Origin of the sequence: Actinoplanes sp. NPDC026619, assembly GCF_040638295.1 — a bacterium.
Taxonomy (GTDB): Bacteria; Actinomycetota; Actinomycetes; order Mycobacteriales; family Micromonosporaceae; genus Actinoplanes.
This window is the reverse complement of sequence record NZ_JBEZYA010000021.1, coordinates 136,445-160,936: the sequence shown is the minus strand read 5'-3', so window position 1 is coordinate 160,936 and position 24,492 is coordinate 136,445. Positions and strand designations below refer to the sequence as shown.

Below are 24,492 nucleotides of genomic sequence, written 5' to 3'. Positions count from 1 at the left end.
GATCCGGCTCATCCGAGCCGGATCCGGGCGGGACCCCGCCCGTACCGCCGGCCGAGCAGCACCCAGGCCGGGCCCCGCAGCCGCACCTCGGCCTCCGCCTCGCCGCCGGAATCGACCCGCACCAGCTCCCAATCGACGCCCTCGCCGCCCAGCACCCGGCTGAGCCACATCAGGTAGTCGAGCTCGACATCGCGCAGGTCGAGGGTCAGCGCCGCCTGCATGTCGTAGCACAGCGTCGACAGCCGGCGGGCCACCACGATGACGGTGAGCCGGGTGTTCGCGCTCGCGGCCAGCCGGGCCGCGCACCGCACCGCCGGCTCGTCGGGCCGGCGCACCACCAGCGCCACGCTCACGGCAACAGGCCCTCCACGAATCTGGTGGTGTGCCGGCCCTCGACGAACGCGGGCTCGGCCAGCAGGCGCCGCAGCACCGGGATGGTGGTGTGCACCCCCGGCCCGTCCACCACGAACTCGGCGAGCGCCCGCTGGGCCCGGGCGATCGCCTGTTCCCGGTCGGGGGCCCAGACGATGAGCTTGGCCAGCAGCGAGTCGTAGAACGCGGACACCTGGTCGCCCTCGTCGAAGCCGGAGTCCACCCGGGTGAACGGACCACCCGGCGGCCGGAAGGCCTTCAGCAGACCCAGTGCCGGGCGGAATCCCGCGTCCGGGTCCTCGGCGTTGACCGGCACTCGATGGCCACGCCGGACGGCCGGATGTCGTCCTGGGTGAACCTCAGCGGCTCGCCCGCGGCGACCAGGATCTGCTCGCGGATCAGGTCGATCCCGGTGACCATCTCGGTGACCGGGTGCTCCACCTGGATCCGCGCGTTCAGCTCCATGAAGGTGGCGGTGCCGTCCGGTCCCACCAGGAACTCCATGGTGCCGACGCCGCTGTAGGCCAGCGATCGGGCTCCGGTCACCGCCAGCTCACCGAGCCGATCGGCCAGCGCCCGGTCCAGGCCTGGAGACGGCGACTCCTCCACCAGTTTCTGGTTGCGGCGCTGCAGCGAGCAGTCACGCTCGCCCAGGTGCACCACGTTGCCGTGCGTGTCGGCGAGGATCTGCACCTCGACGTGGCGGGCGGCCGGCAGGTAACGCTCCAGATAGACCTCGCCGTTGCCGAACACCATGCGGGCCTGGTGGCTGGTCTGCTGCAGGGCGGGCACGAAGTCGGCGGCTCGCTCCACCACGGTGATGCCGCGGCCGCCACCGCCCGCGCTGGCCTTGATGACCAGCGGGAAGCCGATGGCCCGGGCGACCTGCTCGGCCTCCGCGGCGCCGCCGACCGGCCCGTCGCTGCCCGGCAGCACCGATGCGCAGCGCGATCTCGCCACGGTTGGCGATCAGAATCTTCCGGATCATCGGTCGGCCACCCTGATCAGCACGAGGTCCTGCCCGAACTCGACCGGCTCGCCGTCGCCGACCAGGACCTCCACCACCTCGCCGGACCAGTCGCTGGCGACCTCGTTCATCAGCTTCATCGCCTCGACGATGCCGATCGGCTGTCCCGGCTCGATCCGGGCGCCGGGGGCGACGAACGACTCCGCCCCCGGCGCGGGCGCCGTGTAGAACGTGCCGACCAGCGGCGCCGCCACGGTGCGCAGCGCGTCATCGGCCGGCGCCCGGACCGGCTCGGCCGGGAGCGCCGGCTCGACGTGGCCGGCCGGTGCGGCGACGGGGGAACGCTCCACACCGGCCGGCGGCTCCCAGGTGATCTCCAGCGCGCAGTCACCCACACGCAGCGAAACCCGGGACACGGTGCCGGGAATGGTCTTGGCAACACTTGCCACCTCCTCGCGGAGTCGGCGGATTGCCTGCAAGGCCTCCTCCACGGCTCAGCTCACCCTTCCCTGCCGGCGGAACCGTTCGTGACGGGCGGCGAGCAGGTCGGTGACGCTCCGGGCGCCGAGCCGGCCGAACTCGGCCAGGACCACGCCCTTCAGCGCCGCGGCGGCGCTCGCATGGTCGGCCTGGGCCCCGCCTGCCGGCTCCGGCACGATGCCGTCGACGACGCCGAGCCGGAGCAGCTCGGGCGCGGTGATCCGCAGCGCCTCGGCCATCTCGGCGGCGTGCGACGGCTCGCCGTAGAGAATCGTGGAGCAACTCTCCGGGCTGATCACCGAGTAGACGGCGTTCTCGAGCATCAGCACGCGGTCGGCGACGGCCAGGGCCAGCGCGCCCCCGCTGCCGCCCTCGCCGATGACCACGCTGACCACCGGCACCGCCAGCTCGGACATCCCGGCGATGCATTCGGCGATGGCCCAGGCCTGGCCACGCTCCTCGGCGCCGACCCCGGGCGCCGCGCCCTGCGTGTCGACCAGCGTCAGCACCTGCAGGCCGAGCCGCTCGGCCAGGCGCATCAGGCGCAGCGCCTTGCGATAACCCTCCGGCTGCGGCATGCCGAAGTTCCGGGTCACCAGCTCACGGGTGTCGTGCCCCTTCTGGTGCCCGATCACCATCATCCGTACGCCGTCGACGCGGGCCAAGGCGCCGACGATCGCCGCGTCGTCGCCGTGGGCGCGATCGCCGTGCAGCTCCAGGAACTCGTCGCTGATCCGGGACAGATAGTCCAATGTGGTCGGCCGGTCGATCGCCCGGGCCACCCGGACGGTCGCGGCGGCTCCCCCGGGCACCGCGGCGCCGCCGGTCCGCGCCGGGAAATCATCGTCCACGGGTGGCGGCGTGGCCGGGCGGGCCAGGCGGGCCAGCTGACCCAGGACCGCCCGCAGGTCGGCGCGCGACTCGGCCCGGTCGAGCAGCCCGCGCCGGAACAGGTACTCCGCGGTCTGGAAGCCCTCCGGCAGACCGGCCCGGGTGGCGTTCGCGATCACCCGCGGCCCGGCGAAGCCGATCAGCGCGCCGGACTCCGCGACCAGCACGTCGGCCAGCGTGGCGAAGGACGCGGTGACGCCGCCGAAGGTCGGGTCGGTCAGCACGGCGACGCTGAGCACGCCGGCCCGGCGCAGGTCCTGCAAAGCCTGGCCGGTCTTGGCCATCTGCATCAGGGAGAGCGCGCCCTCCTGCATGCGGGCGCCACCCGAGGCGGTCACCAGCACCAGCGGGATGCGGTGCCGCAGCGCCTCCTCGGCGGTGCGGGTCACCGCCTCGCCGAGCGCCGAGCCCATGCTCCCGCCGAGGAAGCGGAAGTCCATCACCGCGATGGCGACCGGCGTGCCGGCGATCTCGCCGCGGCCGCAGCAGACCGCGTCGTCCAGGCCGGTGCGGGTCCGCGCGTCGGCGAGGCGCTGCGCGTACGGCTTGATGTCGGTGAAGCCGAGCGGATCGCCGCCGGCGATGCCCGGCGCGGACCGGAACGATCCCCGGTCGAGCAGTTGCTCGATGCGCTCGGGGGCGCTGAGCCGGTGGTGGTGGCCGCACTCGGGGCAGACCCGGTGCCCGCGCTCCAGCCGCGGTTGGTAGATCAGATTCGCGCAGGTGGGGCACCGGGTCCAGGACACCGGCGCGCGTTGCGCCACGAGGGTCATCGCTCCGCCTGCCAGGAATAGAAGCGGCCGGCCATGGCGTCGGCCGGCGAGCGCCAGGTCTGCGGGTCGAAGGGGTGCACGTACGGGCTCAGCGTGGTGGCGAGCTACTGATGCCGGCCCCGCTCGCGGCGCACCAGTCGATGCTGCTGCTGCTGCAGCTCGGCCTGCTGCTGGTGCTAGTCATCCTGCTGGGCCGGCTGGCGGCACGCTTCGGCCTGCCGGCCATCGTCGGCGAGCTGACCGCCGGCGTGGTGCTCGGCCCGTCGCTGCTCGGCTGGGCCGCGCCCGGCGTGGCGCAGTGGCTGACGCCGGCGCGGCCCGAGCAGGCGCATCTGCTCGACGCAATCGGTCAGATCGCGGTCGTGCTCCTGGTCGGGCTGACCGGCATGGAGATGGACCCGTCGCTCCTGCGCCGCCGGCGGGGCACCCTGCTGCGGGTCGGCCTCGCCGGCCTGATCATCCCGCTCGGCCTCGGCATCGCGCTGGGCTACCCGGCGGCGGCGCTGCTGCGCGGTCCCGGCGCGGACACCCACGTGTTCGCGATGTTCCTCGGGGTGGCGCTGTGCGTCACGGCCATCCCGGTGATGGCCAAGATCTTGATGGACATGAACCTCATGCACCGGGACATCGGCCAGCTCGCGCTCGGGGTCGGCGTGCTGGACGACGCGTTCGGGTGGTTCATGCTGTCCATCGTCTCGGCCACCGCGATCGAGGGCCTGACCCCGGCCGTGGCGCTCATGGCGCTGGCGAGCCTGGCGCTGGTCGTCAAGCTCGCCTGGTGGCCCGGCCGGCCGATCGCCAAGTGGGCGCTCCGGCGCAGCAAGGACAGCGAGGAACGCACGGTGGCGGTGGCCGTCGCCATGATCCTGCTCGCTGCGGCCGGCACCCAGGCGCTCGGCCTGGAACCGGTGTTCGGCGCGTTCGTGTGCGGCGTCGTGATCGGCTCGGCGGCCCGGGCGACCGGCGTCCGTACGTCCTCGTTGCGGGTGGTCGTGCTCTCGTTCCTGGCGCCGGTCTTCTTCGCCACCGCCGGACTGCGCATCGACCTGCGCGCGCTGGGCCGGCCCGCGGTGCTGCTGGCGGCGGTGCTGGTGATCGCCGTGGCCGTCCTGGGCAAGTTCTCCGGCGCCTATCTCGGCGCCCGGTTGAGCCGGCTCAACCGCTGGGAGGCGCTCGCCCTGGGCGCCGGCCTGAATGCCCGCGGGGTCATCGAGATCGTGGTCGCGACGGTGGGGCTCCGGCTCGGCATCCTCGACGCGGCCGGCTACACGATCGTCGTCCTGCTGGCCGTCGTCACGTCGGTGATGGCGCCACCGCTGCTGCGCGTCGCGATGCGGCACGTCGAGTGCACCCGGGAGGAGGAGATGCGTCTGACGGCATGGAGCGGCACCAGCGCCCGCGACGCGGTGCCCACCGGTGGGTGAGCACCGTTTCACGACCTGAATCGGAGATCTTCCTATGCGCTATCTGCCCGCCGGCCGCCGGATCCTGGCCGCCGCGATCGCCCTGGCCGTACCCGTGGCCGCGATCATCCACCTCAACACGTCCGCGCAGGCGGAGGGCGTCGAGTTCGCCCAGCCGCTGCGCATCCCCCCGGTCCTGACCGGCTCGAACATCAACCTGACCATGAAGGAGGCGGACGTCCAGCTGGCGGCGGACGGCCCCGCCACCCACATGTGGACCTACAACGGGGTGTTCCCCGGGCCCACCATCCGCCGGCCCACGGGCGTGCCCACCCGGGTGACCGTGCGCAACAACCTCGGCCCGGAGTTCGGCGACGCGACCCTGCACAACCACGGCGGCCACTCGCTGACCACCGAGGACGGACAGGCCGACAGCGAGCTGATCCCGCCCGGTGGCAAGCGCACCTACACCTACGGGATGCGTGAGGACGGCAAGCCGGAACGGTCCGCCACCCAGTGGTACCACGACCACCGGATGGGGGTGACCGGCCGCAACGTGTGGAACGGGCTGGCCGGCATGTTCATCCTCGACGACGCGGTCGACTCGGCCCTGCCGTTGCCGAAGGGCGAGTACGACGTACCCCTCATGATCACCGACCGCACCTTCGACGAGAACAACCAGATCCCGTACGAGCCGGCCGCTCAGGGCCCGGCCGCGGTCGGCCTGCTCGGCATCAACGTCCTGGTCAACGGCACCTACCTGCCGTACCTCGACGTGGCCGCGCACAAATACCGGTTCCGCCTGCTCAACGCGTCCAACCGCCGCCCCTACATCTTCACCCTGGGCAACGGTCAGAGCTTCACCCAGATCGCCACCGACGGCGGCCTGCTGCCCGCGCCGATCGAGCGCACCCAGATCAACCTGATGCCCGGCGAACGGGTCGAGGTGGTCGTCGACTTCGCGGCGCACCTCGGCGAGAACATCACGCTGATGAACCTGAACACGGTCAACGACATCGCCCCCGAGACCATGCAGTTCCGGGTGAAGCGGCCGGCCGTGGACCGCAGCTACGTGCCCGCGAAGCTGCGGCCGCTGCCGGCGTTCCCCGAGCCGTCCCAGACCCGCCAGTTCGTCATCGGCGCCGTCACCGACAGCACCGGCAGCCCGACCGCGTGGACCTTCAACGGCAAGAGCTTCGACCCCGCGCGGATGGACGCCGATCCGGTGCTGGGCAGCACCGAGAGCTGGACCTTCCTCAACCCCACCACCCAGCCGCACGCCATCCACCTGCACGACGTCGACTGGCTGCTGACCGAACGCTTCGGGGTGACCGTGGCCGGCGACGGCACCCCGGTCCGAGGTGATCCGCTCGCCATACCGGCCTACGAGCAGGGCCTGAAGGAGGTGTTCGTGTTGCCGCCGCGCGAGGGACTCACGGTGAAGACCACGTTCACCGATCACACCGGCATGTTCATGTTCCACTGCCACATGCTCGAACACGAGGACTTCGGCCTGATGGGCCAGTTCGACGTGGTCAAGGCCGGCCATCACCACTGATCTACCGAGACACCGGTGGCCGGCGCTCCCCCGAAGAGCACCGGCCACCGGCCCCGGTCGTCAGCGGTTGGTGACGCTGAAGTGCATGTAGTCCTTCAGGCTTCGCCAGCCGCCGCCCCAGAAGTAGCCGTTGGCGGTGAAGGCCCGCGCCGCGCCCTCGGGGTGGATCATGCCGATCTTGTAGCTGCGCCGGTTCAGGTAGGAACTGCCGCCGGCCGGAGACACCGAGCCGCCGCGGATCATCGGGTTCTGCAGGGGGTTGATGTCGATCGCGGTGCCGTACGCGTGCTCGGACCAGACCGACGTGCCGCCCACCGGCCGGCAGTTGTAGCCGGCCGTCACGATGCCCATGTTCGTCTCGCCGGGCATGTTCACCGACATCGGGGCCATTGCCATGATCCGGTAGCGCCAGCGGAACAGGGTGAAGAAGATCTTCTGGACCCGGGTGACGACGTCGCGGTGCACGACCAGGCTGCCGTCGTGGTAGTTGCCCTGCAGGTCGATGTACGAGACCCAGACCTTGCGCAGCGCGGCCGGCGGGACCGGGCACCGGTCGGCGGCCCGCCAGTTGACCGTAGCCGGGCTGACCAGCTCGACCCGGGTGCGCCAGTCCTGCAGCTGCACGCGGGGCGGGGTCAGCCGCAGCGTCTCGTCGACGTGCACGGGATAGGGCGGCACGATCTGGTTCCAGCGGCCGATGTCGGCCACCCGCAGCCGCGCTGCCCGGGCGATGCTGTACAAGGTTTCGCCCGGGGCGACGACGTGCCACACGGAGCCCGGGCGCAGCGCCGCCGCGGCCGGTCGCCCCGGTAGGACGGTTACCGGGACGACCACGGCGAGGAGGGCGGCCACCAGTCTTTTCAACACGGTTACCGACCGTACGAACCAGTTTCATGTGTCGCAGGCGAAACGCGAAACTGATACCAGTTTCTCAGTTCACCGGAACATCAAGCGCTACCGGTACGGGCTGGAGCGTCACGCGCACGGCCGTGCCCGGAGTGAGGGACGGCAGCAGGCCGCTGGCCACCTGGGCAATGACGAGCGTCTCCCGCACGGTAACCGTGACGCGGCTGGTCGGGCCGAGGAAACTGCTGGTCAGCACGCGCCCCTCGCCGTCCGGGTCGGGCGTGATGCCGATCGCCTCCGGCCGCACCAGAGCGGTCGCCGACCCGGCCGCGGCCGTGGTGACCAGCGGCAGCTCGGTGCCGAGCACCGAGACGACCGGGCCGGAGACGATCCCGGGCAGCCGGTTGCTCAGCCCCACGAAGTCGGCGACGAACGCGCTCACCGGCTGCTGATAGACCTCGGCCGGCGTGGCCAGCTGTTCGAGCCGGCCGGCCCGCATCACTCCGACCCGGTCGGCGACCGCGAGGGCCTCCTCCTGGTCGTGCGTGACGAACAGCGTGGTCGTGCCGACCTCGGTCTGGATCCGCTTGATCTCCTCGCGGAGCTGCACCCGCACCTTGGCGTCGAGCGCCGACAGCGGCTCGTCGAGCAGCAGCACGGCCGGTTCGATCGCGAGGGCGCGGGCCAGCGCGACCCGCTGCTGCTGCCCGCCGGACATCTGATGCGGGTAGCGGGCGCCGAACGCGGACAGCCCGACCAGTTCGAGCATGGCCGCGGCCCGGCCCGGCACCCGGCGGCGGCCGCGCAGCCGGAGCCCGAACTCGACGTTCTGCTCCGCGGTGAGGTGCGGGAACAGGCTGTAGGCCTGGAACACCATGCCCATGTCGCGCCGGTTCGCCGGCAGACCGGTGACGTCCTTGCCGCCGACCAGCACCCGCCCGGCGTCGGCGTCCTCGAGGCCGGCGAGCACGCGCAGCGCCGTCGTCTTGCCGCAGCCGGACGGGCCGAGCAGCGCGATCAGCTCGCCCGCGCCGATCTGCAGATCGAGATTGTCGAGGGCGTGCACCGAGCCGAATGTGCGGCGCAGCCCTTCCAGGTGCACAGCAACGCCGCTGCGGTCGCTCATTTCGACTCCTTCGTGGAACGGCCGGCCAGCGACAGCAGCATCAGCAACAGGAAGGCCAGCAGAAGGGCGGCGAGTGACACCGCGACCGACATGGTGGCGCTGCTCTTGCCGAGCAGGGCGATGGAGACCTGCAAATTCGTGCGATTCAGCAGGGATGCGATGGTGAATTCGCCGAGCACGAGCGCGACGGTCAGGAACGCGGCGGACAGAACGGCCGACCTGATGTTCGGCAGCACCACCCGTACGATCACGGTGGTCCAACTCGCACCGAGACTCCTGGCCGCCTCCGCGAGGGTTTTGACATCGATGGCCGAAAGGCCGGCGTCGATGGCGCGATAGGCATAAGGCAGAACCAGGATGGTGTACGCGAAGACCAGCGTGAGCGACGATCCGCCCAGGAAATAGTTGACCCAGGCGTAGACCGGCGCCAGCCCGACGACCAGCACGATCGCCGGAATGGTCAGCGGCAGCAGGCAGAGGAATTCGACGATCCGGCGCAACCACGGCAGCCGCAGCCGCACCCAGATCGCGGTCGGAACAAGAAGAGCGAGCATGAGTACGGCGGTGAGCCCGGCCTGCTCGAGGGAGGCCACGATGCCCTCGGCCAGGTCCGGATAGGTGTCGCTGAGCTTCGGCCAGTTGACCAGCAGCGGCCACGTCGCCGAGTCGCGGGTGCTGAACTCCACCATCGCGGCCAGCGGCAGCAGGAAGAAGACGCCGAGAACGACCAGCACCGCCCAGCGGAAGACCCGTTGTTTACGCCGCCGGCCGGCGATCACCCCAGCCATTTCGCGGTTCTCCGTTCCAGCAGGGCATAAAGCGTCATCACGACAGCCACGACGATCACCATGCCGAGCGCCATCGCCTTGCCGAGGTTCTGCTGGCCGAGCACGACCTCACTGGTGAGCGCGCCGCGGATCTGCAAAGGCACGATCGGGCTGCCCTGGCTGACCAGGGCGGCCGCCGTCGCGTACGCCGAAAAAGCATTGGCGAAAAGCAGCAGCGTCGACCCGAGAAAAGCCGGGGCGAGCAGTGGCCCGGCGACCCGGGTCCAGTACTGCCAGGTGGTGCCGCCGAGGCTTTCGGTCGCCTCCCGCCACTGTGGGCGAATGCCGTCCAGGGCCGGCAGGAACACGATGAGCATCAGCGGGATCTGGAAGTACGTGTAGACGAGAATCAATCCCGGCAGCTCGAACAGCCACACTCCGTTCGCGTACAGATCGATGTTCAGATGGTCGTGCAGCCAGACCGTGACGAAACCGCTCAGCCCGATCGTCGCCAGAAAGGCGAATGCCAGGGTGACGCCGCCGAACTGGGCGAGAACGCCGGCCGCCGAGGTGACGACCCGGCGCAGCACGCCGCCGGCCTTCGCGGTGACCAGGGCGTAGGCGAGGACGGCCCCGCCGATCGCGCCGATGACCGCGCTGACCGCGGACAGCGTGATACTGCGCCCGAACGCGTCCAGGATGTACCCGTCGGTCAGCGCTTTCACGTTGGACAGGCTGGCCCCGCCGCCGTTGCCGGCGAACGCGCCGATCACGACCACCAGCGTCGGGATGATCAGGAAGATCGCCACGTACGCGAAGAACGGCACCGTGCCCAGCAGTGGAAGGCCCCGCGGCCTGCGCCGCGGGGCCGCTACGGCCTGGTCAGCCAATGGTCTTGGCCCAGTTCGCCGTCAGGTATTCCTTGGCCTTGGTGTTCTGCGCCTCGGTCGGCACGACCGGGGTGCCGTCCACCTTGGGCAGCGCGGCGAAGGCGGTCGCGTCGAGGGTGCCGGCCTTCTGCATGGCGTCGGCCCGGACCGGCCGGGCGCCGCCCTTGAGCCACAGGTTCTGGCCCTCGTCGGAGTAGAGGTACTCCTCCCACAGCCGCGCGGCGGCCGGGTGCGGCGCCTCCTTGTTGATCGCCTGCACGTAGTACGACCCGAGCACCGCGCCCGACGGCACGAACGTCTTCCAGGTCTTGAGCTTGGCCGCCTCGGCCACGTTCAGGTAGTCCCAGTCGAAGACGACCGGCGTCTGTCCCGACTCGATGGTCGTGGCGGACGGGTCGACCGGCAGGAAGTTGCCGGCCTTCTTCAGGTTGCCGAAGAACTCGACGCCCTTGCTGATGTCCTCGACCGTGCCGCCGCCGGCCAGCGAGGCCATCTGCACGCCACCGAACGCGGCGCCGGCCTGGGTCGGGTCGCCGTTGAGCGCGACCTTGCCCTTGTACGCAGGCTTCAGCAGGTCGGCCACGCTGGTCGGGGCCGGCACCTTGGCGCTGTCGTAGCCGATCGACATGTAGCCGCCGTAGTCGTTCACCCAGGTGCCGGCGGCCTCCTTGAGCGCGTCCGGCACGTCGGCGAACGTGGCCACCTTGTACGGGGCGAACATTGAGGTGTTCGCGGAGGCGACGCTGCCGCCGAGGTCGAACACGTCCGGGGCCTTGTCCTGACCCTTGAGCTGGTTGGCGGCGTTGATCTCGTCCTGACTGGACCCGTCCGGCTGGGCCGAGTTGACCTTGATGCCGTACTTGTCGCCGAAGCCCTTGATGATCTCGCCGTAGTTGGCCCAGTTCGGCGGCAGCGCGATGACGTTGAGCTGCCCTTCCTTCTTGGCCGCGGCGATCAGGGCGTCCATGCCGCCGAGGTCGGCGGCGCTGGTGGCGGTGGCCGCGCTGCCCGAGGCGGACGCGGAATCGTCCTTCTTCTCCGGCGGCGAGCAGGCCGCCACGGCGACGGCCGCGGTGGCAGCAATGACGACGGCCAGGGTACAGCCGATGGGGGTGCGCACTGAGAGCCTCCTTCTGCGCGACCACAACCGGTGCGCGCTGGGTGGATCATGAAAGTGCTTGGTGGCGCTGAGGCGACGGAGGAAAGTACAGAGGGAAACATTCCTGCTGTTCGTTACCTACACCACAAAGTTCACTTTGATCAATACACCCACGAACAACGGCCCCTATTCGTGCCGGTATTCGCCCGCGGTCGACGTCCAGGACCAGCGTGGGACGGTCAGGCCGGACGGCACGTCGTCGGCCGAGTGGTGGTATTGGCTCATCGTCGTCGTGGTGGCCCAGGCGAAATAGTCGTGCAGCACCTGGCGCAGCGGGTCGGTGGTGAAGCCGGCGTCGGTCAGGGCCTCGTCGAAGCAGGCGATCGCGCGGCGGTCCATCTCCTCGTGCGGGCCGTTGCCGCTGTGCATGCGGACGACCGTGGTCTCGTCGATCTCCGACGGCGGCCCGCCGAGCGCCTCGCCCCAGTAACCCGCCAGCCGGGACGTGTGGTCGGCGCGGTAACCGTGCTCGAACGCGTGGCTCACCACCTCGTCGGCCAGCACCCGCTCGTGCCAGGCCGCGGCCAGCCGGGTCAGGCCGGGAAGACCACCGGCCGCCTCATAGACGCTCTGCATGGCTCAGCACTCTAGCTCCACGCCGCCTCGGCGAGCGGCAGCAGCCGCAAGGTCGCCTCGGCCGAGCTGCGGGCGGTCCTCGCCGCGCACACCGGCTACCTCGGTGGGTGGACCGGCTGGGAGGCGAACGCGTTCGACGGGCACGACAGCCGTTACCGCAACGCCGACGGGCCTGACGCCACCGGCCGGTTCATCCCGTACTGGTACCGCGACGGCGACAAGATCAGTCTCGACCCGCTGACCAGCTACGACGTGGCCGGCGACGGCGACTACTACTACCAGATACCGAAGAAGACCAGGGCGGAGAAGGTGATCGAGCCGTACAGCTACCAGGTCGGCGGCGCCGACGTCCTGATGACCTCGACGGTCGTCCCGATCCTCCGGGACGACAAATTCGTCGGCGTGGCCGGCGTCGACATGAAGCTCGCGCTCAACGCGACCATCGAGGCGGCCCGGGCCGGCGACATGGGCAAGGGGTTCGCGGTGGTCGCGTCCGAGGTCAAGGACCTCTCGCAGGAAACCGCGAAGGCCACCGAGCAGATCACCGCCCGGATCGCCGCGATCCAGTCGTCGAGCGCGTCCGCGGCGGCCGCGATCGCCGAGATCGCCGGCACGACCCAACAGGCGGCCGCGAACTTGACCAAGCTCTCCGGCGACCTCACGGCCCTGGTCGGCGCGTTCCGCTATTGAGGTGTACGCCGTAAGCCCGCGATCACCAGCGCCACCATGCGCCGGGCGTCGTAGCCGGGGACGCCCGCGCCGGCGCACAGGTTCCCGATGCCGTACATCAGCGTGAGGCCCGCCATGCCCGCCTCGATCTCGCCCGACGCGGCGGCCGCGGTCAGCAACTGGTCGCAGACCGGGACGAGGCGCTCCAGGAAGTAGGCGTGCAGCGTCTGGAAGCCGGCCCGGTCGGACTGCATCGCCTCGGCCAGGCCGTGCTTGGTGACCAGGAAGTCGACGAACAGGTCGATCCAGCGCCCGAGGGCCGCATGCGGGCTCGCGCTTTCCGCCAGGAGAGCCGTACCGGCGGCGGCGCACGCCTCGACCTGATGCCGGTAGACGGCGACGACCAGGTCGGCCCGGGTCGGAAAGTGCCGGTAGATCGTGCCGACGCCGACCCCGGCCCGCGCGGCGACCTCCCGCACCGGCACGTGCACGCCGGCCACCACGAACGCCTCGGCCGCCGCGTCCAGCAGCGACTTCTCGTTGCGCCGGGCGTCGGCCCGCTTCCGTTCCGCCATGTCTCCCACTTGGTAAACGGAACCAAGTTCCGTATCGTCGGTAGCGGAACAACGATCCGCTTACCCCAAGGATGCCAGATGACCAGAACCAGCTTCGGACTCATGACCGCGCCCATGCAGGTCGGCTACGACGAGATCCTCCGCGTCTGGCAGGAGGCCGACGGGATCCCCGAGATCGACAACGCCTGGCTCTTCGATCACCTCATGCCGATCGGCGGCGATCCGGACGGTCCGATCCTCGAGGGCTGGACGCTGCTGTCGGCGCTCGCCGCCCGCACCCAGCGCCTGGAGCTCGGCCTGCTCGTCAGCAGCAACCGGTTCCGCCCGCCCGCGATGCTCGCGAAGATCGCCGCCACCGTCGACGTCGTCTCCGGCGGCCGGCTCATCTTCGGCCTCGGCGTCGGCTCACGGCCCGGACACCCCCTGGCCATCCGGGAGTACGCGGCCCACGGCCTCCCCTTCCACGACGTACCGCACGCCGTGGGCAGTTTCGGCGAGGCGCTGACCGTGATCAAGCGGCTGTGGAGCGAGGACAAGCCGTTCGACTTCCACGGCGACTACGTCGACCTGACCGGCGCCTTCGCCAACCCCAAGCCGGTGCGCAAGCCGCCGTTCCTGCTGGCCGGCCGGACCAGCCCGGTGCTGCGCCTGGCCGCCGAGCACGCCGACATCTGGAACATCCCCGGCGGCAAGGACATGGCCGACATCAAGGGCCGCAGCGCGCTGCTGGACCGCTACTGCGCCGAGATCGGCCGCGACCCCGCCGAGATCACCCGCTCGATGAACGTGCCGGTCGACTACGACCACCCCGCCGCGACCAGAGCCGCCATCGCCGAGGCGATCGAAGCCGGCTTCGGCCACATCGTCCTGAGCGTGCCCCCGCCCTACCCGGCCGCCGTCGCCCGCTGGGTCACCGACGAGCTGATCACTCCGTCGCGGTGAACGGGCGGGCCGGGCCGTAGGTGGTGCCGGCGCGGTCGCGCTCCAGCCAGCCGGTCTCGACCAGCATGCGGCGCACGCCGGCCACGTCGTCGGTCACGGCCGACAGCCGGCGGTTGATCTCGTCTTCCGCGTGCAGGGCCTCGAGCGCCAGGAACCGGGCGAACAGCTCGCCGACCTGGTGGTAACGCTCGCTCAGCGTCGGCGGCAGGCTGGTCAACCGGCCGTGCGCGAAGTTGCCCCGCAACTGCGGATAGTCGAGCAGCAGCACGCTGACCGGCTGCGCCCGGTCGACCGCCTGCGCGGCCTCGCGGAGCACGCCGGGATTGGCCCGGTAAACGCCGTTGCCGGTGCCGGTCGCCAGCCCCGCGCCGACCAGCCGGGCGAGCAGGTTGCCGGCCTCCTGGATCGGAACATCCAGGGCGTAGGCGAGCTCGGCGAGAGTGGCGCCGTCGTTTCCCCGCCGAACCAGGTCGGCGTAGGCCGCCAGCCGGGCCGGAACGGCGAGCTGCGACAGGAATTCGGCGGCGCGGGCGGCATCGGCGGACATCACCCCACCGTATTCAGGTCCGCACCGCCCGCGCATCCGGATTTTCGCGGCGACGAACGGCCGCGCCGGAGACCCGCCTCGGGTCTCCGGCGCGGTGATCCCCCGATCAGCTGACGTCAGTGATGAAGCTGGACACCCAGGCCAGGGCGGCGTTCCAGTTGATCGCTTCCTCGTTGGTCGACCACGACTGGATGTCGTCGATGTAGCAGAACTGCGCGATGCAGCCGGTCAGCTTGCTCTGCGCGTACGGGTCCTGGATGGACGAATTCGCGCCGCCGGCCAGGGTGCCGGCCGGCGGGTTGGGCAGGGCCGGGTCCAGCTCGTGCGCGTACCACCGGCTGTGCTCGTTCTGCGAGCTCACCTCGCCGTAGCCGGTCACGTAGGACTGGTTGAGCGCGTTACGCCCGAGCACGTAGTCGAACCCGGTCAGCGCCGCGTTCTTGAAGGCCGGACGTCCGGTCAGCCGGTACGCCGAGGCCAGCACCACGATGTTGTTCAGGACCGCGCTGTTCGAGCCCCAGTCCCACATGTTGTTGGCCGGCGCGTACGGAACCCCGTACGCCTGGGCCTTGGCCGTGGCCAGGTATTTCTCCGCCCCCTTGACCACCGACGCCTTCACGGCCGGCAGGCCGGGCAGCTTCGACGGCAGCGCGGCCAGGTCGAGGCGGCCGGCCGCGGCGGTCGACGCCCAGTCGAACGCGCCGGTGCCGAACACGTCGGCGGTGTGCTCCGGCGAGGCGAGCACGTCGTTCTGATAGGCCCGGTCGCCGGTCGTCAGGTAGAGCTCGGCGGCCGCCCAGTAGAACTCGTCGCTGACCTTGCTGTCGTTGTAGGCGCCGCCACCGACGCCGTCGGACTCCGGCGCGAACAGCGCCGGGTTGGCCTTGGCCGCCGTGTAGGCGGTCTTCGCGGCCGCCAGCGCACGCTTCGCGAACGCCGGGTCGAACGGCCGGTAGATCCGGGCCGCCTGCGCCGCCACCGCGGCCACGTTGAGCGTCGCCGCGGTCGAGACCGGGTGCAGCTCGCGGGGCTGCGGGTCCTGGTCGGGCAGCAGCGGCAGCCCGGTCCACGCCTGGTCGTGGATCTTGTGGTGGACCATCCCGGCGAGCGGATTGCCGGCCGGCACCTGCATGCTGAGCAGGAAGTTCAGCTCCCAGCGGGCCTCGTCGAGGATGTCCGGGACGCGGTTGCCGCTCTCCGGGATCTTCAGCGACACCGAGCGGACGGCGTGCGAGCGCTCGTACTCACTGAGGATCTCCCAGGTCGTGATGCCGCCGTTGACCACATACTTCCCGTGGTCGCCGGCGTCGTACCACCCGCCGCGCACGTCGAGTGTGTAGTCGCAGACGCCCGCCTGGCAGGGCACGTTGCCGTCACCCTGGTTGGGCGCAACGTCCACGTGCCCGGCCGCACGCCCGTAACCCGGGCGCAGGGCGTCGTCGATGGCGATGCCGCTGCGCTGGGTGTAGTAGAACTTCAGCGCGTCGGCCCGCAACTTGTCGTAGGCGGCCGCTCCGATGTCGAACGGCCGGCTTGTCTCCCCGTCCGCAACCACCGTATAGCCCGAGCCCGGCCGCGAATACCGACCAAAGTCTATGGTCTGCACGTTCTCGCCGGAGGACACGTCGACACCGCGCGGCGTCGAGGCGCCGCGGGCGACGGTGCGCCCGGCGGAGTCGAGGAGCTGCCACGGCAGCGGGGTGGTCGCGGCGGTGACGACGGTCGCGGTCTTGGGCCCGGCCGGCAGGTACGCCACCTGGTTGACCCGCACGCGCGGGCCGGTGTCCGGCACGTACACCTCCGGCGGCACGCCGCCGACCAGCGAGACGTTGTCCACGCAGAAGTGCCACGGGTCGGCGCTGCCGCCGATCTGGAACGCCACCTGCCCCTGCGCGGTGTCGGCCGAGGCGGTGAACGTGTACGAGTAGTGAGTCAGGCCGCCGAGAACGGGCGACTGCTCGAAATACGTGTCATAAGGCGAGACGGCAAGACCGACGATGGCCCGTACGACGTGACCGGCGTCCCCGGCCGCATCGAAGCTGAACCGGTAGCTCTCGCCGGCGACCAGGGGCAGTTCGTTCTGCCCGATCGCCGCATCCCAGCGGTTGGCGGTGCCGCCGGGCACGTCCACACAAGCCTGCCCGTCGGTCAACGTCATGGGCATGCCGGTTGTGGACCAGAAGGGATCGGTGGTGCCGTCGAATCCGCCGTTCTTCACCTGCTCGACCTCATCCGCCAAAGCTGAAGCCGCGGTGGCGGGTGCGGCGGCGCCGAGGGTGAGCAGAGCGGCAGCGGTGAGGACGGCAACCGTTCGGGAGCGCTCCCATAGAGACATGGAAAGAATTGAATCGGTGCCGTGACGTGCTGTCAACGCTCCCGAAACAGCGCGTTCACGGCCGGAGCGTCCGCCTCAGGAAGCTCCGGCCGTGAACCATCTACCAGCGGTCAGTTGGTGAAGACCGCCGGCGAGCCCTCGACCGAGGTGTCCACCACCGGGGCGTACTTGGCGGTGAAGTAGCCGGCGCTGGGGCAGGTGGCCGGCCCGGTCGACTTCGCGAACGCCTGGTTCACGAAGTTGATCGAGTTGTCGGCGTTCGCCACGGCGCCGGTGATCGCGTCCCCGTTCGCCTGGAACACGCAGGTCACCGTGCCCAGCAGGGTGCCGAGCACGATCGTGGTCCGGATCGGCGCCGCGTCGGTGCCGCTGACCGTGACCACACCGGCGCTGTCGATCGTGGTCGCGAACGGCAGGTTGTTGACCGTCACGCTGTTGACCTTGGTCACGCCCAGAATGTTGGCCGTGCACGAGGCGAACGTGTGCGCGGTGGTCGACTGGGTGGCCACGCCCGGCGCGGCCGGGTTGTCCACCACCGTCGTGCTGAATGCCGACTGGGCGCACTTGACGCCGGTCGTGCCGCCGGACGCGGTGGCGAAGTCGGCGGTGGTGCCGGCCGCGACCGCGGCGTTGAGCACGTCACCGACGGCGATGTTGGCGCCGGCGGCGCTGCCACTGGTGAGCACGGCGACCGCGTCGTCGGCCCGGGCCGGACCGGCGGTCAGCGCCACCGACATCGCGACGGCCGCGGCGATGGTGAGGCTGCGAGACACCCGCATGGGCGTTCCTCCTTGCGTTCGGGGACAGGACGAAAACACCCGGGCGGTCACCTGCGGGGGGATGCGGGAGACCAGGTCCGAGCGATTCCACGCCGAGCATCGACAATTGAAAATACAACGAACAAAAGCGACACTTGGCGACGTCGATGTATAGACCCGTCGAACGGGACGAGTCAAGGCCCTTGACCCGATCCGTACCGAGCGGTAACTTCGGTCTCTTAGATAGACAACGGCCTTTGTGTAATGTCGTTGTCGACGAGCCACAATTTGATTTTCCAATTTTATTCACGGGCTACAAACAGGGAGTTTTCCGATGACGAAACCGGACGACGTTTCCGCCGGCGGCGTCCAGTGGCGGAAGTTCGGCATCATGCTCGGGCTGACCGGGGCGGCGACCGCCGGCCTGATCGCCCTGACCGCCACCGGCGTGCTCGCCGCGAACTTCTCGATCTCCGGCATGCCGTTCGTGGTTGCCGCAACCGAGCTGAACGGCCAGGGCTTCGAGCAGTTCGCCACGCTGGACACCACCCGCGAGGGCAACCCCAACCTGGCCGACGAGGGTGGGCAGAAGGTGCTGATCGTCTCGGCCATCAACACCGCGACGCTCACCAACCTGTGCCAGAGCGTCTCGCTCGGCGGCGCCTACCTGAAGATCACCGCGGGTGACAACGGCACCCCGGTCTCGGCCAAGGCGCTGGTCGTCGACTCCGACCAGATCAACGGCAACGCCGACTTCACCAACATCGAGGTCGGTGGCGACGCCGGCACCTTCGACAAGGTGAAGAATCCGAATACCGGTCAGCAGGTCGTCGGCCCCGATTATGTCTTCGGGCAGCAGGCCGACGCGGTGCAGATCAAGAACCTCTGGCAGAACAACTACGCGACCACGGCCGCCAAGTTCACGCTGCCGCACCTGCGTATGTCGTTCTCGGCCACCGGCTGCTGAGCGAAATGCCGCAGCGCTCTGCCTTTTGGCATTGGCGACACGCCCGCCCCTTCTGGGGCGGGCTGTTCGTCTTTATCGCAGGCGTCGAGATGTTCCTGACCGTATGGGCGCCGCTGCCGGTCGTGGTGCACGTCGGGATGCAGGGCTTCATCGGCTACCTGCTGCCGATCCTGCTCGCCGTCCTCGGCGTGCTGCTGATCTTCAACCCGCAGCAGCACCTGTTCTACTCGCTGGTCGCGGCCGTGCTCGCGCTCGCCTCATGGCTGACGTCCAACTTGGGCGGCTTCATCTTCGGCCTGATCATGGGCGTCCTCGGCAGCGCCCTGGCGTTCGCCTGGTCACCGACCAAGCACCGCGCCCCGGTCGCCCCGCCGGAGGACGAACCGGCTGAGGAAGAACCGGCTGAGGAAGAACCGGCTGAGGAAGAACCGGCTGAGCAGGAGGCGGAGCTGGATCAGTCGGACGAGACGCCGGGCGTCCAGCCGGACACGTCGCAGAGCCTGCCGCGCCACAGGCGCCCCTCGCCGGGCTTGCTGTCCGGCGAGTAGATTCGCGCTTTGCGCAGGTGGATGTACTTCGTCGGGGCCAGCAGCGCGGCCATCTGGCGGTGGGACACCTCGGCGCCGGTGTCGCGGGCCCGGATCGCGTCGTGGGCGAGGTCGGACTGTTCCTTCATGTGCTCGGCCATGCCGGTGTAGAAGGCGTCCTCGTAGTCGTCCATCTCGCTGACCTCGGCGAACCACTGCCACTGCGGGATCAGGTCGCCGCTGACCAGCAGGCCGTGCACGGTCAACGTGAGCGGCACGCCGTCCTGCGGCTTGATCAGCCGGTCGGTCTGGGCCACGTAGGTGCCCAGCACGCTGTCCGGCTCGCTCCAGTCGGAGCGGCTCATGATCGAGTCGAGCATTGGATCGGACACCACACACCCCCGTGTCAGGCTCCCTGTGCCGACTCTAGGTCAGCCGGACAGGGCGCCGGACGTAAACGGGAGAGTTACCGGTGGATCTTGGTGCGCCAGTCGGTGGGCACGGCGCCGGCCGGGCCCGGGACGGGCTGGTCCGCGGGGCGGCTGTCCGCGGGCGCCAGCGACGGGCCGTTGGCGGCCTCTTCGGTGGAGAAGTCCCAGAACCAGTCCTCGCCCGGCTCGAAGGACTGCATGACCGGGTGGCCGGTGGCCTTCCAGTGGGCGGTGGCGTGCTGCGACGGGGAGGTGTCACAGCAGCCGATGTGGCCGCACTGCGCACAGCGCCGCAGGTGGAACCACCAGCCACCGGCGTCGAGGCACTCCACGCAGCCGGTGCCGGACGGGGGGACGTCGGGCTGGATCGGGTCTTCGCTCGTCACAGCCGAAACCTACATGGTCACGTCGGCGAACGTCCCCTGCAGGGCCGCCACCGCGTCGTCCGCGGCGACCTGCAGGCCCACGCCCCGCTCCCCCGCGCCCAGGTTGATCGTCCGGCCCCGGGTGCGCTCGTCGGCGATCACCGGCCACGCCTTGGCCGAGCCGAACGGGGTGATCGTGCCGCGCTCGTAGCCGGTGGCCTCCTTGGCGGTGGCCGCGTCGGGCAGGGAGAGCCGGTTGACGCCGAGCTGGGCGCGCAGTTTGGGCCAGGAGATCTGCCGGTCGCCGGGGACGAGCACGAAAACATACTCCCCCTCGGCCCGGCGCACGACGATGGTCTTGACCAGGTCACGGATCTCGACGCCCTGCGCGGCGGCGGCCTCGGCGACGGTCGACACCGGCCCGTGGCGCACCACGTGGTGGGCGACACCCAGTTCGAGAGCGGCCTGTTCAGCGGGCGACGGCATGAGATCAACAATAACTGTCAGAGGTGCGGAGTACGTTTCACGTATGTCTGACAAGCCGGTGCTTCAACCCGGGCCAAGCCACCCGATCACGATCACCCCGACGGCCGGGCGGGTCGTCGTGACCTCCGGCGGCAAGGTCGTCGCGGACTCGCGCCATGCCCTCACCCTGCAGGAATCGACGTATCCCCCGGTGCAGTACGTGCCGCTGGCCGATGTCGATCAAAACCTGCTCGAGCGGACGGTGACGGAGAGCTACTGCCCCTTCAAGGGCGACGCCAGTTACTACTCCATCCCGGCCGGCGGCGACCAGGCCGTCGACGCCGTCTGGGAATATTCGAAACCGCACGACGCGGTGGCCGAGATCGCGGGCCACGTCGCGTTCTGGACCGGCCGGGTCGATTCGATCGAGGTCCAGCAGGACTGATCAGCCGTCAGGAGGCGGTCACCGACGTCGCCGTGATCGACCCGTCGGTGGCCGTGCTCCCCTGCACCGACAGCGACTGACCGGCCTTCAGCTTCGCGACGGTGATGGTCTGCTGCACCTTGGTCGACTCGGCGATCTTCACGGTGATCGTCTTGCCCGCCGCGGTCGTCATGGTCAGCGCGCTCGCCGAGATCGACTTGATCGTGCCGACCGTCGCGGTGCCGCCGCCAAAGCCTCCGCCGGGGCCGCCGGACGCTCCCATCCCGCTCGGCATCTGCCCCGAGAAACTCCCGCTGCGAGTGACTGCCGACGTGCCGGACGACGACGTCTTGCCCCAATGCTTCTGCGCCCCAACCCCGCCGAGAAAACCGCCGGCCAGCAGAAACACCCCGAGGAGTACGGGGGTGGCCCGGTTGAACCACCGGCGGGGCGCCGCCTTCGACAGCTGAGCGGGCAAGTCTTCATCGACCGGCGGCTCCAGAACTTCGGTATCGCTGTCGCTCATGCCAGCTCTCCGCTTCGCTCACTCATGGCGGATCCCCCTGTTACTCGTACCGAAGTGCGTCGATGGGCCGCAGCCGGGCGGCGCGGGCGGCGGGCAGGCCGCCGAAGAACAGGCCGATGACCACGGAGACGCTGAGGGCGAGGATCACCGAGCTGGGCACGACGACCGGCGTCACGCCGACGATCTTGAAGTTGGCGCCGATCAGCGCCGCGGCCACGCCGAGGCCGCCGCCGATGAAGCTGAGCAGCGTCGCCTCGATCAGGAACTGGGTCAGGATGACCCGGCGGGGCGCGCCGAGCGCCTTGCGGATGCCGATCTCCCGGGTCCGCTCGGTGACGGTCACCAGCATGATGTTGGTGATGCCGATGCCGCCGACCAGCAGACTGATCGCGGCGACCGCGCCGAGCAGCGTGGTGAACGTGTCGGCCGTCTCGGTCTGGGTCTCGAGCAGCTGCGACGCGCTGCGCACGGTGTAGCCGGCGGTGCCGCTGGAGCTGGTCGGCACCCGCTGGTTGAGGATCACGGTGATCTCGCTCTGCACCGTGCTGACCATCTTCGAGTTCGCGGCCTCGACCAGGATCGAGTTGATCGCGCCGTAACCGGTGAGCACCTGACGGACCGCGGTGATCGGCGCGATCGCGACGTCGTTGGCGTCCTGGAAACCGCCGCTCGAGCTCTTCTCGTCGAGCACGCCGACCACGGTGAACAGCGCCCCGCTGACGGTGACCTGCTCGCCGATCGGGTCGACACCGGGGAACATCTCCTCGGCGACGGTCTGCCCGATCACCACGACCCGGCGGCCCTGCGCGTTGTCGTCCTCGCTGAACGCGGCGCCGGACGCGAGGGGGTAGTTGGCCGCGGTGAAGTAGCTGGGGGTGGAGCCGACGAACGAGTTCACGTCGTACGAGGTGCTGCCGTAGGCCATCGTCGCCGACGTGCTCACCAGCGGCGACACCGACTTCACGTCGGGCGCGAGCACCGGGTCGTCGAGCGCGTCGGCGACCTTCAGGGTCAGCCCGCCGGTGGTGGTCGTCCCGCCCCGGCCGCCGCTGGTCGACACGGTCAGCGTGTTCGTGCCGAGCGCGGAGATCCGGTCGGCGACCGCCTTGGCCGAGCCGTTGCCGACCGCGACCAGCAGGATCACCGACGCGACACCGATCAGGATGCCGAGCATGGTCAGCCCGGATCGCAGCTTGTTCGCCGCGAGACCGCGCAACGCGAACCGAATGATCTCGCCAAAGCTCATCCCGGGGCTCCCACCGCGTGCCTGCCGACGGCGTGCTGCCGCTCGTCGGACTGGATCTGACCATCGAAGAGTTTGATCAAGCGATCGGCCCGGGCTCCGACCTCGGGCTCGTGCGTGATCAGGACGATGGTACGACCGGCGGCTCGGAGTTCGTCGAAGACGGTCAGTACGTCCTCGGTGGAGTGGCTGTCCAGGTTTCCGGTGGGTTCGTCGGCCAGCAGCAGCGCCGGCTCGGTGACCAGGGCCCGCGCGACGGCAACGCGCTGCTGCTGGCCGCCGGAGAGCTGGTTGGGTTCGTGGTCGTAGCGGTCGGCGAGGCCGACCGTCTCGAGCGCGTGCATGGCCCGGCGGCGGCGGGCCCGCGCGTGCACGCCGGCGTAGGCGAGCGGGAGCTCCACATTGGCCAGCGCGCTGGTGCGCGGGATCAGGTTGAACGACTGGAAGACGAAACCGATCAGGCGGTTCCGGACGAGGGCGAGCTGGCGGTCGGACAGCTGGGAGACGTCCACGCTGTCCAACAGGTATTTTCCGCCGCTGGGGATGTCCAGGCAGCCGAGGATGTTCATCAGCGTGGACTTGCCGGAGCCGGAGGAGCCCATGATCGCGACGTACTCGCCGCGCTCGACGGCGAGCGACACCCCGCGCAGCGCGTGCACGGTGGTGTCGCCCTCGCCGTACACCTTGGTCAGTGACCGGCAGTCGAGAACCGGATGCATCAGGGCGGTCCCCCGCCCCCGCCGGGGGCGCCGCCCCCGGAGCCGCTGCCGAACCCGGAGCCGCTACCGCTCTGGGTGTTGGTGCTCGAACTGGAGGTGCTGGTCTCCGGCACGACGACCTTCTCGCCGACGGTGAGACCGTCGGTGATCTGGTAGGAGTCGTCACCCTTGACCCCGACCTTGACCGTCCGGGTCTCGGTGGTCCCGTCACTGCCCAGCACCGTGACCGTGTAGCGGGTGCCGGAGACGGTGACCGCGGCCGAGCTGACCGAGACGGCGCTGGTGGCCGTGCCGGTGGTGACCACGACGCTGACCGACTGCCCGGGCTTCGCGCCGTCCGGCAGGGTGTCGACGCTGGCCGTCACCCCGTACGTGCTGACGCTGTTGGTGGTCGTCGCGGACGGGTCGATCGCGGTCACCTTCCCGGTGGCGGTCGCGTCGCTGAGCGCGTCCCAGGTGAAGGTGGCGGCCTGGCCGATCTTCAGCTTGGTCGCGTCCTGTTCGCCGAAGGACGCGGTCACCTGCAGATCACCGAGGTCGGCCAGCTCCATGAAGCCGGAGCTGGTGGAACTGCTGCTGCTCGAACCGCCGGCGCCGCCCGCGGACGACGAGGACGACCCGGAGGCCGACGAGCCGACCGTCCCGTTCACCGCGATGATCGTGCCGGCCATCGGCGCGGTCAGCTTGGTGCCGTCCACGTCGGCCTGCGCGTCCTCGACCGCCAGCTTCGCCGTGGTGACGTTGTTCTCGGCGGTGGTCGTGTCGGAGCCGGCGTCCTCGGCCCGGTCGAGCGCGTCCTGCGCGGCGTCCAGGTTCGCCTCGGCCAGGTCGAGGGCGCGCTGCACGCTCGCCGGGTCGACCTTGGCGAGCAGCTGGCCGGACTTGACCACCTGCCCGACCTTCGCGTAGACGGCGGTGACCGTGCCGGAGGTGTCGAAGCTGGCGCTGGCCGTGGTGGCGGTCGCGAGGGTGCCGTCGGCGGTGACGGTGGAGGTGACCGTGCCCTGGGCGACGGTCACGGTGCGGGTGCTCGACGAGGCCTTGGTGGTCGTGGCGCCGGTGTCCCGCACCAGCGCGATCGACCAGCCGGCCGCGCCCGCCGTCAGCAACACCAGGGCGAGGTTGAGGATCAGGGCAGGGAGCCGGCGCACGTCTCATGTTTACCGGCGATAACCGTCCATCGCGGCGAAA

The 24,492-nt window shown here is 70.2% G+C and carries 29 protein-coding genes and 1 pseudogene; 7 read left to right on the top strand and 23 right to left on the bottom strand.

Annotated features, from left to right (window positions below; translation table 11 throughout):
* Positions 1-8 precede the first annotated feature (8 nt).
* From AB0E90_RS36630 to AB0E90_RS36605, 6 genes are read right to left on the bottom strand one after another with little or no spacing between them, the layout of a single operon-like run.
* On the bottom strand, positions 9-353 hold the full coding sequence (locus AB0E90_RS36630) for a hypothetical protein (RefSeq protein ID WP_360416178.1): 345 nt from the start codon (positions 351-353) through the stop codon (positions 9-11).
* The gene (locus AB0E90_RS36625) at positions 350-688 is read right to left on the bottom strand and encodes a hypothetical protein (RefSeq protein ID WP_360416177.1); all 339 of its coding nucleotides are present in this window, start codon (positions 686-688) and stop codon (positions 350-352) included. Before AB0E90_RS36625 ends, AB0E90_RS36630 begins: the two co-directional genes overlap by 4 nt.
* Entirely contained in the window at positions 631-1,332 is a 702-nt protein-coding gene (locus AB0E90_RS36620) for an ATP-grasp domain-containing protein (protein WP_360416175.1), read from the bottom strand. The genes AB0E90_RS36625 and AB0E90_RS36620 overlap by 58 nt, the downstream gene beginning before the upstream one ends.
* A 24-nt stretch (positions 1,333-1,356) precedes the next feature.
* Entirely contained in the window at positions 1,357-1,830 is a 474-nt protein-coding gene (locus AB0E90_RS36615) for a biotin/lipoyl-containing protein (protein ID WP_360416173.1), read from the bottom strand.
* A gap of 3 nt (positions 1,831-1,833) precedes the next feature.
* Positions 1,834-3,483 (bottom strand): acetyl-CoA carboxylase carboxyltransferase subunit alpha, encoded by a 1,650-nt coding sequence (locus AB0E90_RS36610; RefSeq protein ID WP_360416171.1) that lies wholly within the window; start codon positions 3,481-3,483, stop codon positions 1,834-1,836.
* Positions 3,480-3,575 carry a TcmI family type II polyketide cyclase gene (locus tag AB0E90_RS36605; protein ID WP_360416277.1) on the bottom strand — a complete coding sequence of 32 codons (96 nt, stop codon included), beginning with the start codon at positions 3,573-3,575 and terminating at the stop codon, positions 3,480-3,482. The genes AB0E90_RS36610 and AB0E90_RS36605 overlap by 4 nt, the downstream gene beginning before the upstream one ends.
* Before the next feature lie 18 nt (positions 3,576-3,593).
* On the opposite strand from AB0E90_RS36605, the gene AB0E90_RS36600 reads away from it, so the two are divergent.
* Positions 3,594-4,907 (top strand): cation:proton antiporter, encoded by a 1,314-nt coding sequence (locus tag AB0E90_RS36600; RefSeq protein WP_360416169.1) that lies wholly within the window; start codon positions 3,594-3,596, stop codon positions 4,905-4,907.
* A 34-nt stretch (positions 4,908-4,941) separates the two neighbouring features.
* Complete coding sequence (locus AB0E90_RS36595) at positions 4,942-6,444, top strand: multicopper oxidase domain-containing protein (RefSeq protein WP_360416167.1); 1,503 nt, start codon at positions 4,942-4,944, stop codon at positions 6,442-6,444.
* A gap of 60 nt (positions 6,445-6,504) precedes the next feature.
* On the opposite strand, the gene AB0E90_RS36590 is transcribed toward AB0E90_RS36595, so the two are convergent.
* From AB0E90_RS36590 to AB0E90_RS36565, 6 genes are all read right to left on the bottom strand, one after another.
* Entirely contained in the window at positions 6,505-7,311 is an 807-nt protein-coding gene (locus tag AB0E90_RS36590) for a M15 family metallopeptidase (RefSeq protein WP_360416165.1), read from the bottom strand.
* Between the two features lie 64 nt (positions 7,312-7,375).
* Entirely contained in the window at positions 7,376-8,416 is a 1,041-nt protein-coding gene (locus tag AB0E90_RS36585) for an ABC transporter ATP-binding protein (RefSeq protein ID WP_360416163.1), read from the bottom strand.
* Entirely contained in the window at positions 8,413-9,204 is a 792-nt protein-coding gene (locus tag AB0E90_RS36580; protein WP_360416161.1) for an ABC transporter permease subunit, read from the bottom strand. Before AB0E90_RS36580 ends, AB0E90_RS36585 begins: the two co-directional genes overlap by 4 nt.
* A complete protein-coding gene (locus AB0E90_RS36575; RefSeq protein WP_360416159.1) occupies positions 9,192-10,010 on the bottom strand; it encodes an ABC transporter permease subunit in 819 nt (272 codons plus the stop codon). The genes AB0E90_RS36580 and AB0E90_RS36575 overlap by 13 nt, the downstream gene beginning before the upstream one ends.
* A 55-nt stretch (positions 10,011-10,065) precedes the next feature.
* Positions 10,066-11,193 (bottom strand): ABC transporter substrate-binding protein, encoded by a 1,128-nt coding sequence (locus AB0E90_RS36570; protein ID WP_360416157.1) that lies wholly within the window; start codon positions 11,191-11,193, stop codon positions 10,066-10,068.
* A gap of 165 nt (positions 11,194-11,358) precedes the next feature.
* Positions 11,359-11,808, bottom strand: coding sequence for an oxidoreductase (locus tag AB0E90_RS36565; protein WP_360416155.1), 450 nt, complete (start codon positions 11,806-11,808; stop codon positions 11,359-11,361).
* A gap of 423 nt (positions 11,809-12,231) precedes the next feature.
* Here AB0E90_RS36565 and AB0E90_RS36560 point away from each other — a divergent pair.
* Positions 12,232-12,498 (top strand): annotated as a pseudogene (locus AB0E90_RS36560) (methyl-accepting chemotaxis protein); the annotation flags it as partial.
* Here AB0E90_RS36560 and AB0E90_RS36555 read toward each other — a convergent pair.
* On the bottom strand, positions 12,492-13,052 hold the full coding sequence (locus tag AB0E90_RS36555) for a helix-turn-helix domain-containing protein (RefSeq protein WP_360416153.1): 561 nt from the start codon (positions 13,050-13,052) through the stop codon (positions 12,492-12,494). The pseudogene AB0E90_RS36560 and the gene AB0E90_RS36555 sit on opposite strands and share 7 nt — an antisense overlap.
* Before the next feature lie 78 nt (positions 13,053-13,130).
* Here AB0E90_RS36555 and AB0E90_RS36550 point away from each other — a divergent pair, with 78 nt between their 5' ends.
* Positions 13,131-13,994 (top strand): LLM class flavin-dependent oxidoreductase, encoded by an 864-nt coding sequence (locus AB0E90_RS36550; protein WP_360416151.1) that lies wholly within the window; start codon positions 13,131-13,133, stop codon positions 13,992-13,994.
* Here AB0E90_RS36550 and AB0E90_RS36545 read toward each other — a convergent pair.
* The 3 genes from AB0E90_RS36545 to AB0E90_RS36535 all read right to left on the bottom strand — a co-directional run bounded on the left by AB0E90_RS36545 (position 13,978) and on the right by AB0E90_RS36535 (position 17,655).
* Positions 13,978-14,541, bottom strand: coding sequence for a DUF2087 domain-containing protein (locus tag AB0E90_RS36545; protein ID WP_360416149.1), 564 nt, complete (start codon positions 14,539-14,541; stop codon positions 13,978-13,980). The two genes, AB0E90_RS36550 and AB0E90_RS36545, sit on opposite strands and share 17 nt — an antisense overlap.
* Positions 14,542-14,647: 106 nt before the next feature.
* Complete coding sequence (locus AB0E90_RS36540) at positions 14,648-16,876, bottom strand: glycoside hydrolase family 9 protein (protein WP_360416147.1); 2,229 nt, start codon at positions 16,874-16,876, stop codon at positions 14,648-14,650.
* A gap of 110 nt (positions 16,877-16,986) precedes the next feature.
* Positions 16,987-17,655, bottom strand: coding sequence for a Tat pathway signal sequence domain protein (locus tag AB0E90_RS36535; protein WP_360416145.1), 669 nt, complete (start codon positions 17,653-17,655; stop codon positions 16,987-16,989).
* A gap of 313 nt (positions 17,656-17,968) precedes the next feature.
* On the opposite strand from AB0E90_RS36535, the gene AB0E90_RS36530 reads away from it, so the two are divergent.
* Together AB0E90_RS36530 and AB0E90_RS36525 are read left to right on the top strand one after the other, a co-directional pair.
* The gene (locus tag AB0E90_RS36530) at positions 17,969-18,601 is read left to right on the top strand and encodes a DUF6230 family protein (RefSeq protein WP_360416143.1); all 633 of its coding nucleotides are present in this window, start codon (positions 17,969-17,971) and stop codon (positions 18,599-18,601) included.
* Between the two features lie 5 nt (positions 18,602-18,606).
* Complete coding sequence (locus AB0E90_RS36525) at positions 18,607-19,149, top strand: DUF6114 domain-containing protein (protein ID WP_360416141.1); 543 nt, start codon at positions 18,607-18,609, stop codon at positions 19,147-19,149.
* Here the strand turns inward: AB0E90_RS36525 and AB0E90_RS36520 are convergent.
* From AB0E90_RS36520 to AB0E90_RS36510, 3 genes are all read right to left on the bottom strand, one after another.
* The gene (locus AB0E90_RS36520) at positions 19,056-19,520 is read right to left on the bottom strand and encodes a hypothetical protein (RefSeq protein WP_360416139.1); all 465 of its coding nucleotides are present in this window, start codon (positions 19,518-19,520) and stop codon (positions 19,056-19,058) included. The genes AB0E90_RS36525 and AB0E90_RS36520 overlap by 94 nt on opposite strands.
* 74 nt (positions 19,521-19,594) lie before the next feature.
* On the bottom strand, positions 19,595-19,945 hold the full coding sequence (locus AB0E90_RS36515; RefSeq protein WP_360416137.1) for a UBP-type zinc finger domain-containing protein: 351 nt from the start codon (positions 19,943-19,945) through the stop codon (positions 19,595-19,597).
* A gap of 9 nt (positions 19,946-19,954) precedes the next feature.
* On the bottom strand, positions 19,955-20,410 hold the full coding sequence (locus AB0E90_RS36510) for a YbaK/EbsC family protein (protein ID WP_360416135.1): 456 nt from the start codon (positions 20,408-20,410) through the stop codon (positions 19,955-19,957).
* Positions 20,411-20,453: 43 nt separating this feature from the next.
* Here AB0E90_RS36510 and AB0E90_RS36505 point away from each other — a divergent pair, with 43 nt between their 5' ends.
* Entirely contained in the window at positions 20,454-20,834 is a 381-nt protein-coding gene (locus tag AB0E90_RS36505) for a DUF427 domain-containing protein (protein WP_360416133.1), read from the top strand.
* A 7-nt stretch (positions 20,835-20,841) separates the two neighbouring features.
* On the opposite strand, the gene AB0E90_RS36500 is transcribed toward AB0E90_RS36505, so the two are convergent.
* Genes AB0E90_RS36500 through AB0E90_RS36485 form a run of 4 tightly spaced genes read right to left on the bottom strand, consistent with a single transcriptional unit; the run spans position 20,842 to position 24,452 of the window.
* Complete coding sequence (locus tag AB0E90_RS36500; RefSeq protein ID WP_360416131.1) at positions 20,842-21,339, bottom strand: DUF5666 domain-containing protein; 498 nt, start codon at positions 21,337-21,339, stop codon at positions 20,842-20,844.
* Between the two features lie 40 nt (positions 21,340-21,379).
* Positions 21,380-22,585, bottom strand: a complete 1,206-nt coding sequence (locus tag AB0E90_RS36495) for an ABC transporter permease (protein ID WP_360416129.1) — start codon at positions 22,583-22,585, stop codon at positions 21,380-21,382.
* Positions 22,582-23,301: an ABC transporter ATP-binding protein gene (locus AB0E90_RS36490; RefSeq protein WP_360416127.1), complete on the bottom strand. Its 720-nt coding sequence runs from the start codon at positions 23,299-23,301 to the stop codon at positions 22,582-22,584. Before AB0E90_RS36490 ends, AB0E90_RS36495 begins: the two co-directional genes overlap by 4 nt.
* Positions 23,301-24,452: an HlyD family efflux transporter periplasmic adaptor subunit gene (locus AB0E90_RS36485; protein WP_360416125.1), complete on the bottom strand. Its 1,152-nt coding sequence runs from the start codon at positions 24,450-24,452 to the stop codon at positions 23,301-23,303. Before AB0E90_RS36485 ends, AB0E90_RS36490 begins: the two co-directional genes overlap by 1 nt.
* Between the last annotated feature and the right edge of the window lie 40 nt (positions 24,453-24,492).